Source organism: Bacillus sp. FSL W8-0519, from assembly GCF_038005585.1.
In the GTDB taxonomy this organism is placed as follows: domain Bacteria; phylum Bacillota; class Bacilli; order Bacillales; family Bacillaceae_G; genus Bacillus_A; species Bacillus_A paranthracis.
The window spans coordinates 282501-292500 of record NZ_JBBOTL010000001.1 but is presented as its reverse complement, the minus strand read 5'-3'; the positions used below and the strand labels follow the sequence as shown (position 1 = coordinate 292500).

Sequence of the window (10000 nt, the reverse complement as noted above, 5' to 3'; positions counted from 1 at the left end):
CTATTAAAGCCCTTAAAGAAAACTTTCATTACTCCGTCGCAATTATTTCTATTGGAACCGGTATTTTAATCCGCGATTTTCAAAAGTATGGTCCTGTTTATTGCCTAGAGGAAGACTACCCAACGGAAGAAAAAGTCGAATTATTAATAAAGAAGTTATTATTAAAAGACTATACCATCGCCATATGTAGTACCGTCATAAGTGGTGATATAGTTGCATTACTAGCTAAACATAATATTAAAGTTATTTCATTAATACATGAATTGCCGCATTTAATACAACAGTACTCTGCTGAGGGAAAAGCAAGAAACATTGCCCAATCTGCTCACAAAATTGTCTTCCCTTCACAATACGTGTATGAAAAATTCCGTACAATCACCCAATTAGATCATCAAAAATGCCACATTCTCCCTCAGGGCTTGTTCAACCATAATCCTTATAAGAAAAATATTGCACAAGCGAGAAGCAATTTACGAAAAAAGCACAATCTGCCTCTCGATAGCAAAATCATCTTGGGGGTAGGTTTCGCTGATCATCGAAAAGGAATAGATTTATTCTCACTTATTGCTTACTCAGTAAGAAAGATGCATACGAATATTCATTTTATCTGGGTTGGGAAAACAGATGTTCATTTTTTTAATACAATCTCCCCAAGATATACAGCACATTTCACATTAGTGGATCCAACTCCAGATATCGGTTTATATAACGCCGGTGCTGATTTATATTTATTAACTTCAAGAGAAGATCCTTTTCCAAACGTAGTTTTAGAAGCATTAGATACAAAAGTCCCTGTTATAGGGTTCAAAAACGCTGGAGGTTTTGAAGATGTTGTTACGGAACAAACCGGCGCATTAGTAGACTATTTAAACTTACCTATGATGCTGGAAAGAATATATGAACTTATGGGGAATGAAGATTTACGATTACAAAAAGGGACCTTTGGCCAAGAACTTATTGAAAGAGATTTCAACTTTCTTGATTACGTTTATCAATTATTAAACTTGCTTGAGCATAATTATAAAAAAATAAGCGTCATTGTACCGAACTATAATTACGAAAAATACTTACCGGAACGAGTTAAATCAATATTAAATCAAACCTATCCCCTTTACGAACTAATTTTCCTAGACGATGCCTCTACTGACAATAGCGTATCTATATTTGAAAAGCTGCTCTCAAATGAAAATAAACACCACCTGAAAGTTCAGCAGATTATTAATGATAAAAATTCTGGTTCTGTATTTAAACAATGGATAAAAGGTGTCTCTGCAGCAACCGGTGATTATATTTGGATTGCTGAGGCCGATGACTTATGTGATCAGACATTTTTAGAAGAAGTAATACAAGGGTTTCATATAGATAGTGATGTTGCCTTAAGCTACACACAATCAAAACAAATAGATGAACAAGGAAATATCTTGGCCAATCATTATTTGAATTACACAAATGATATCGATAAGGAAAAATGGCAGAGTTCTTATATCCGAAAAGGGATAGATGAAATACAAGATACGTTATTTATCAAAAACACCATACCTAATGTCTCAAGTGTAGTTTTTAAAAACATAGATATAAAAACAATAGCAAAACAATTGCAAAAGTTTAAAATAGCTGGTGATTGGTTTTTCTATGTTTCTCTCCTTAAAGAGGGGAACATTTATTTTAATCCAAAACCTCTAAACTATCATAGACGACATACAAATAGCGTAACAAGAACAGAAGATTCATATTCCCATTACAGTGAAGTTGTACAAATGCAGAATTTCATTAAAGACACCTTTACTATCGACGACATTTCAAAAAAGAAAATGTATGCATATAGAAAGTACCTTGAAACATATTTGAAGGTTTAATTATATATTTTCTTTATCATCAGTAGCTCTTTTAAGACATTACTATTATTTAAGGGGTGTTACTCTTTGAAAGAATTTATAGAGGCAAATAAACATTTGATTTCTCAAATTGCACAAAAATACAATGTAAGTGCAAATATCCACCCAGAGGATCATATCTTTCAATTCCTTGTCACAAATCCAGTCTTTCCATCTAAAAAAGAAGCAATAGATTATTATTTTAAAGATGGAAGAAAATCAGCAGAAACACTCTTAGATTTAATTACTTCCTTTTATCCTCCTATAGACACTCCAATTCAATTATTAGAATTCGCATCCGGATATGGCTGCGTAACACGTCATTTATTAAATCAGCAAATGAACTTAAGTATAACTACTTGCGATATACACGAAGAGGCTATTACTTTTATTGAAAACACATTACATACTTCATCTCTATTATCTCACCCTGAACCAGAACAAGTAAAATTAGACTCGTCTACGTATGATATCGTTTTTTGTCTATCCTTTTTTTCTCATATGCCTGATACAACTTGGTTTCGTTGGCTTCAGACATTGTATAACGCTGTTTCCCCTGGCGGCTTATTCATTTTCACAACTCATGGATATCAAAGTAAAAAGTACTTCGGCTTTCCCGCTTTAAATGAACGGGGTTATTGGTTTCTTCCCTCTAGCGAACAACTCGATTTAGATGTTCATCAATACGGGCAAACGATCGTTAGCCCCTCCTACGTATGTGACAAAATTAAATTATTACCTTATAATCCTATTATCAAAAAATACACTGAAGGTTTTTGGTGGGAACATCAAGATCTTTGGGTAATAAAAAAAGAAATAAAATAATAAACCACGCTCTACTTATACAGAAGTAGGGCATGGCTTATTATTTTTTACTATATAAGAACTCTTCAATCCATAGCTTATTTAATCTAATTCCACTTTTGAAATCCACTTTCGGTTCCCAATTACATTCTCGTCTTACTCTATCTATATTTAAAATGATTTTTTTAACGTTTTCTTGCTTTTGTTTATAGCAGATAAAGTCCACTTTTCTTTCCGTTAATTTCTCCAATTCTACTATAATTCGTTTTAAAGAAAGACCCTTTCCGCTGCCTATATTATACACACAAAATTTCAAGTGATTTAATTGCGATAGTTGTATAGTAACTTCCACTAAATCATCGATATAAATATAATCTCGAATAATTTCTTGTGGATTCCCATATATATTAATCTTTTCATTACTGAGATGCTGATACAAAAAACAATTTATTGCTCCAACTTTCTTTAACGGGTTTTGATATTTTCCATACGGATTAGAATATCTACATACAACATAGTCCATTCCATATTTTTTCTTATAAAAGTACAAATAATTTTCAAGCGACACCTTTGTTATTCCATAAGGAGAAAGTGGTTTTAATGGATGTTCCTCATCAATAGGCAGATATTCCGGTTCACCATAAACTGTGCCTCCAGAAGATGCTAATACGATTTTTTTAATGGGGAAATTTTTAGCACTTTCCATGAAATTAAGAAAAAAAAGGCTACTGTTTATATCTCCGAAAACATCTTCAATTGAAGTTGTTACATTAGACGTTGCAGCTAAATAAATAATAATATCCACATTCACTAAGGCTTTATATATATCTTCAACATTTGCTAAATCACCTTTAATAAATTCAACCTCACTTATAATATTTTGAGGAAAATTATTTATATGTCTGGAAAATACTTTTACATTTTGGCCTTTTTTCAATAAACCTAATGCGAGGTTAATACCAATGAAACTATTTCCACCTACTATTAAATAATTATTCTTCCGCATAATATCCTCTCTAGTAATAAGATTTTTGCTTATCTCACCTAGAAATACAAATAAATAAACTTAGTCAATTCTATTATTGAGTCTCTTATAATTGTATGCCCCTTATAAATTTTCATTATCTTTATTTTATATTTTCCCTTTAGAATCACTACCTTATTTAAGCCGTCCGAAAAAACATTCATAATATTTACTCATTCCTATGAATATATTGGATTAGTAAAAGCTTTCTCCTTCTCCATAAATAAAACTTTCAAAAAGGAGCACTACATGTATGAAGAATGTAAATCAAGAGCTTTTAAATCATGTAATTCTACATAAAGATCGAATCCCACATTTCCATAAAGACTTTCCCCTTATACTATTCTGGAGCCATAGAAGCGGATGCACTACTTTAGCTAATTGGTTCTTTTTTCAAATCGGATTGTTTAATGAAGCAAAGAAATACCATGACTTTATTCATTACTATGAATTCTGGGTATATAAAAACAACACCAACTACATACCAGAGTTACAAAATGGGCTTCTAACAGCAGAAAAAGCTGTTTGTAAACTTGTACGAAATCCCTATACAAGGGCCGTCAGCTCATTTTTATTACTTGCTGACAATCCATATGCAATTCCTCAATGGGAAAGTATCCGCCAGTATTTATATAATGACAAATATAGTAAACGAGGAATATCATTTAAACAATTTTTATATTACGTTCGAGCATTAGGTCCCAATTCAGTAGCAATGGACATACATTTTAGTCAGCAATACGTTCCGGGTGAAGAAAATTTCATCCAACACTATATTCCTTTAGAAGATTTTAATACACAAATCACCAAAATAGAACATACATACGATTTAGTTAAATCTAATTTAGCGCTACTTACAAATTCAGATCATCATCGCTCTCATAAAATGATGTATACAGGAAGCTATGCAGAGCTCAGCATTACAGATGCCGCCTTCCCTCGCTTTCCGACATATAAAAGTTTTTATGATGAAGAAACAATGGCATTAGTTACAGAAATATATGCACAAGACTTTGAAATGTATCCGTACACAAAAGGGATATTTTAAATTGATACACTCTTCAATGAATAAAAGCGAATGTATCGCATAGCATAAAGTGAAACTTTAATTAGAGAGGGGTTCTCCCCTGCTAATTATTCCCTTCTACCAATTTTACTGTTATAGATTCCCTAAATTTCACCTACCCTCTTTGAATTCACTAATTATTGACGCATGTGCCATATACATTTTTACACAGGAGTGATGTCATGTGGAAGGTAATCTGAAACATAATAACGGATATTGTGTTATTTGTGAGAAGGAAGCTACATTTATAGAGCATAACGATTGGCTTAGAGATCACTACTTATGTTCTACATGCCACTCTATACCAAGGCAGCGAGCTTTAATTCATGTTTTAAATACATTTTTTCCGAAATGGGGTTCCTATCATATTCACGAATCCTCACCTGGGGGGATTACAACTCAACTACTAATAAAAAACTGCAAAAACTATACATACTCTCAATACTTTAAAAACTATCCTCTCGGCCAATACTTTCAAGGGATTAGATGCGAGAACTTAGAAAACATGACTTTCCAAAATGGATCTTTTGATTTGTTCATTACTCAAGATGTCTTTGAACATGTAATGGAACCAAACAAAGCCTTTAAAGAAATAGAGCGTGTATTAAAGCCTGGCGGTGCTCATGTGTTTACTGTCCCTTGGTACCACACACTTCCCAAAACTTTGCAAAGGGCAAGAATCAATGAGGATGGAATTGAGTATATTGAAGAGCCAATTTATCACGGAAATCCTATTGATGAGAATGGGTCTTTAGTAACATTTGATTGGGGCCAAGATATGATTGAATATATTTATACACATGCAAATATGTATACCCTAGTTTATTTACAAAAGGATAAATCACTAGGCTTAGATGCTGAATTTTTACATGTTTTTATTAGTAGAAAACAAGAAAATGATTTTTAGGCACCATATAATTTGGAGGTTAACAAATGGATGATTTTAAGTTAGGAAGTGATTTTGATAACCTTGTTAGCCCGCTTTCTGATGTTGAACTTCTTCATCTATTTATACAAAGTTGCTCACAAACAAAGATAAATGGTATCCCAGTACCTATGTTCCCCCCTGAAGAAATTCAACAACAGTTTGTAGGTGCTTCCTATGAACATGCTCTTTATGAAGCATATTTGTTTTATAGACTTGTAAAAACATATGCCCATAATTTAAGCGTTCCCTTGAATAAAGAACGGAAAATTTTAGACTTTGGTTGTGGCTGGGGAAGAATTATACGCTTTTTTTTCAAAGATGTTCGCGATGAAAATTTACTTGGGATTGATGTAGATCCAGCAATGATTAATATTTGCAATGAAACGTTAGGAAGAGGAATATATAAAACCGCCAATCCACAACCTCCTGTAGAATTTATTAGTGACAATTCATTGGACATCATATTCGCTTATTCTGTATTCTCACATTTATCCGAAGAAACTGCAGAACATTGGATAAAGGAATTTTCAAGAATTCTTCGTCCAGGTGGAATCTTCATCGCCACAACACAAGCGCGCTATTTTCTCGATTACTGTCAACAATTTAAGGAACACCCTGAATTAATTCAGACAGGATGGCATAAAACTTTATCTCAAGCTTTTCCAGATATAAATCGTGCCATCTCGGATTATGAAAGCGGCAATTTCGTCCACAGCCCTACGGGAGCTGGAGACGTTAGAAATAGTAGCTTCTACGGGGAAACCATTATACCTAGAACTTATATTAAAAACCACTATGAGAAGTATTTAAAGCTGCGGGACTTTTTCGATGATGCAAACCGATTACCCCAAGCCCTATTTGTTCTCCAAAAAGATTAACTCTTTTCGCTCATTGTATAATGAAGATCATTTTATATTTCAGCCGTATATATTAAATCATTAAAGATTTCCATATCAAGCAAACTGTACAAAAAAATTCATTATGAGGCATAAACAGAGTAAGTAAATAACGGTTCTCATGCTTTAACTAGATTCGAAAAATCAAAAAAAACTTCCCACCACCTGAACTACGAAGCACATAAGGGGGATATATCTTGAAAATAATTGCTTTTTACTTACCACAGTTTCATCAAATAAAAGAAAATGACCGATGGTGGGGAAAAGGTTTTACTGAATGGACAAATACTAAAAGTGCACGACCTTTATTTTCAGGACATTATCAACCTAGAGAACCTTATCAAGATTTTTATTACGACTTAACCACCCCATCCGTAAGAAAATGGCAAGCAGAAATTGCCAAAGCACACGGCATATATGGTTTTTGTTATTACCATTACTGGTTTAAAGGGAAGAGGCTATTGGAGAGACCATTTAATGAGGTACTTCAGATGGGCGAACCAGATTTTCCATTTTGCCTATCTTGGGCAAATGAACCATGGACAAAAACTTGGGATGGTCTTGATAGTCACATATTAATGCCTCAAAATTACGGAGGGTTATCGGATTGGAAAGAACACTTTGATTATTTATTACAAGCTTTCCAAGATGAGAGGTATATCCGTATAGATAATAAACCACTATTCATTATTTATCGTCCTGGGCATATACCTAATTGTGAGCAAATGCTTAACTACTGGAATACACTCGCACAAGAAAATGGTTTGGCAGGTATATACTTTGTAGAAACATTAAACAGCTTCCCACTTCCTAATATAAATGGGTTCGATGCTAGCATTCAATTCGAGCCTTTTTATACAATTGCTCATGATAGCTCTTCAGACATAAATAAAACAATATATGAGTCTGGTAAACAAATAAACGCTTGGGATTATGATAAAGTTTGGATGTATATACTAAAGCGGTCTCCTCCAGAGAAAAAAACATTTCCCGGTGCCTTTGTTGACTGGGACAACACAGCACGCCGCAAAGATTTAAATAGCAGCATTTTCGTAGGCTCTACTCCTGAGAAGTTCACGATATATTTAAGTAAGCAAATCCAGCGCACCTATTCTGTTTACAACAGCGAGTTTTTATTTATTAATGCGTGGAATGAATGGGCAGAAGGTACTTACTTAGAACCAGATAAAAGGCATGGCTTTGCCTATTTAGAAGGAGTTAAACAAGCAATTAACAGAGGCATGAAAGCATACAAAAAAGACGAGTCATTCTGACTCGTCTTAAGATTGCTTGGCGACGTCCTACTCTCACAGGGACAAGGTCCCAACTACCATCGGCGCTAGAGAGCTTAACTTCCGTGTTCGGTATGGGAACGGGTGTGACCTCTCTGCCATCATCACCAAACTATGAAGGCATATTCCTTCAAAACTAGATAACATTTGCTACATATTATATGGTTAAGTCCTCGATCTATTAGTATTCGTCAGCTCCACATGTCACCATGCTTCCACCTCGAACCTATCAACCTGATCATCTTTCAGGGATCTTACTAGCTTACGCTATGGGAAATCTCATCTTGAGGGGGGCTTCATGCTTAGATGCTTTCAGCACTTATCCCTTCCGCACATAGCTACCCAGCTATGCCCTTGGCAGAACAACTGGTACACCAGCGGTGCGTCCATCCCGGTCCTCTCGTACTAAGGACAGCTCCTCTCAAATTTCCTACGCCCACGACGGATAGGGACCGAACTGTCTCACGACGTTCTGAACCCAGCTCGCGTACCGCTTTAATGGGCGAACAGCCCAACCCTTGGGACCGACTACAGCCCCAGGATGCGATGAGCCGACATCGAGGTGCCAAACCTCCCCGTCGATGTGGACTCTTGGGGGAGATAAGCCTGTTATCCCCGGGGTAGCTTTTATCCGTTGAGCGATGGCCCTTCCATGCGGAACCACCGGATCACTAAGCCCGACTTTCGTCCCTGCTCGACTTGTAGGTCTCGCAGTCAAGCTCCCTTATGCCTTTGCACTCTACGAATGATTTCCAACCATTCTGAGGGAACCTTTGGGCGCCTCCGTTACACTTTAGGAGGCGACCGCCCCAGTCAAACTGCCCACCTGACACTGTCTCCCGGGTCGATAAGACCCGTAGGTTAGAATTTCAATACAGTCAGGGCGGTATCCCACCAGCGCCTCCACCGAAGCTAGCGCTCCGGTTTCAAAGGCTCCCGCCTATCCTGTACAAACTGTACCAAAATTCAATATCAGGCTACAGTAAAGCTCCACGGGGTCTTTCCGTCCTGTCGCGGGTAACCTGCATCTTCACAGGTACTATAATTTCACCGAGTCTCTGGTTGAGACAGTGCCCAAATCGTTACACCTTTCGTGCGGGTCGGAACTTACCCGACAAGGAATTTCGCTACCTTAGGACCGTTATAGTTACGGCCGCCGTTTACTGGGGCTTCAGTTCAGAGCTTCGCTTACGCTAACCCCTCTCCTTAACCTTCCAGCACCGGGCAGGTGTCACCCCCTATACTTCGCCTTACGGCTTCGCAGAGAGCTGTGTTTTTGCTAAACAGTCGCTTGGGCCTATTCACTGCGGCTTTCCGTTAAGAAAGCACCCCTTCTCCCGAAGTTACGGGGTCATTTTGCCGAGTTCCTTAACCAGAGTTCTCTCGCACACCTTAGGATTCTCTCCTCGCCTACCTGTGTCGGTTTGCGGTACAGGCACCTTTTATCTCGCTAGAAGCTTTTCTTGGCAGCGGGGAATCAAAGACTTCGCTCCATAAGGAGCTTCCCCATCACAGCTCAGCCTTTACGATAAGCGGATTTGCCTACTTATCAGCCTAACTGCTTGGACGTGCACAACCAATCGCACGCTTCTTCTATCCTTCTGCGTCCCTCCATTGCTCAAACGATAAAGAGGTGGTACAGGAATATCAACCTGTTGTCCATCGCCTACGCCTGTCGGCCTCGGCTTAGGTCCTGACTAACCCTGAGCGGACGAGCCTTCCTCAGGAAACCTTAGGCATTCGGTGGACGGGATTCTCACCCGTCTTTCGCTACTCATACCGGCATTCTCACTTCTAAGCACTCCACCAGTCCTTCCGGTCTGACTTCACTGTCCTTAGAACGCTCCCCTACCACTGATACCATTCGGTATCAATCCGCAGCTTCGGTGGTGTATTTAGCCCCGGTACATTTTCGGCGCAGAGTCACTCGACTAGTGAGCTATTACGCACTCTTTAAATGGTGGCTGCTTCTAAGCCAACATCCTAGTTGTCTAAGCAACTCCACATCCTTTTCCACTTAATACACACTTTGGGACCTTAGCTGGCGGTCTGGGCTGTTTCCCTTTTGACTACGGATCTTATCACTCGCAGTCTGACTCCTAAGGATAAGTCATTG

7 protein-coding genes and 2 rRNA genes (2 of these 9 only partly in view) are annotated in these 10000 nt (G+C 37.4%); 6 read left to right on the top strand and 3 right to left on the bottom strand.

Going from position 1 to position 10000, the window contains the following annotated elements; all coding sequences use genetic code 11:
• A protein-coding gene (locus NST14_RS01640) for a glycosyltransferase (RefSeq protein ID WP_000543171.1) crosses the window boundary here: on the top strand, positions 1 to 1856 show its 3' portion. 76 nt of this gene lie to the left of the window's left edge; only the last 1856 of its 1932 coding nucleotides appear in the window; its start codon lies off the left edge, out of view; it ends in the stop codon at positions 1854 to 1856.
• A 66-nt stretch (positions 1857 to 1922) separates the two neighbouring features.
• The gene (locus NST14_RS01635) at positions 1923 to 2699 is read left to right on the top strand and encodes a class I SAM-dependent methyltransferase (RefSeq protein ID WP_000657504.1); all 777 of its coding nucleotides are present in this window, start codon (positions 1923 to 1925) and stop codon (positions 2697 to 2699) included.
• A gap of 40 nt (positions 2700 to 2739) precedes the next feature.
• On the opposite strand, the gene NST14_RS01630 is transcribed toward NST14_RS01635, so the two are convergent.
• The gene (locus tag NST14_RS01630) at positions 2740 to 3684 is read right to left on the bottom strand and encodes an NAD-dependent epimerase/dehydratase family protein (RefSeq protein WP_229143771.1); all 945 of its coding nucleotides are present in this window, start codon (positions 3682 to 3684) and stop codon (positions 2740 to 2742) included.
• Between the two features lie 271 nt (positions 3685 to 3955).
• Here NST14_RS01630 and NST14_RS01625 point away from each other — a divergent pair, with 271 nt between their 5' ends.
• The 4 genes from NST14_RS01625 (at position 3956) to NST14_RS01610 (ending at position 7866) form a co-directional block, all read left to right on the top strand.
• A complete protein-coding gene (locus NST14_RS01625) occupies positions 3956 to 4750 on the top strand; it encodes a sulfotransferase family 2 domain-containing protein (RefSeq protein WP_000800258.1) in 795 nt (264 codons plus the stop codon).
• Between the two features lie 202 nt (positions 4751 to 4952).
• On the top strand, positions 4953 to 5675 hold the full coding sequence (locus NST14_RS01620; RefSeq protein WP_048558004.1) for a class I SAM-dependent methyltransferase: 723 nt from the start codon (positions 4953 to 4955) through the stop codon (positions 5673 to 5675).
• A gap of 26 nt (positions 5676 to 5701) precedes the next feature.
• Positions 5702 to 6574 (top strand): class I SAM-dependent methyltransferase, encoded by an 873-nt coding sequence (locus tag NST14_RS01615; RefSeq protein WP_071741419.1) that lies wholly within the window; start codon positions 5702 to 5704, stop codon positions 6572 to 6574.
• 215 nt (positions 6575 to 6789) lie between these two features.
• Entirely contained in the window at positions 6790 to 7866 is a 1077-nt protein-coding gene (locus NST14_RS01610) for a glycosyltransferase WbsX family protein (protein ID WP_000690993.1), read from the top strand.
• A 14-nt stretch (positions 7867 to 7880) separates the two neighbouring features.
• On the opposite strand, the gene rrf is transcribed toward NST14_RS01610, so the two are convergent.
• A 5S ribosomal RNA gene (gene rrf / locus NST14_RS01605) occupies positions 7881 to 7996 on the bottom strand.
• Between the two features lie 49 nt (positions 7997 to 8045).
• Positions 8046 to 10000: ribosomal RNA gene (locus NST14_RS01600) — 23S ribosomal RNA — on the bottom strand (it continues 968 nt past the right edge of the window).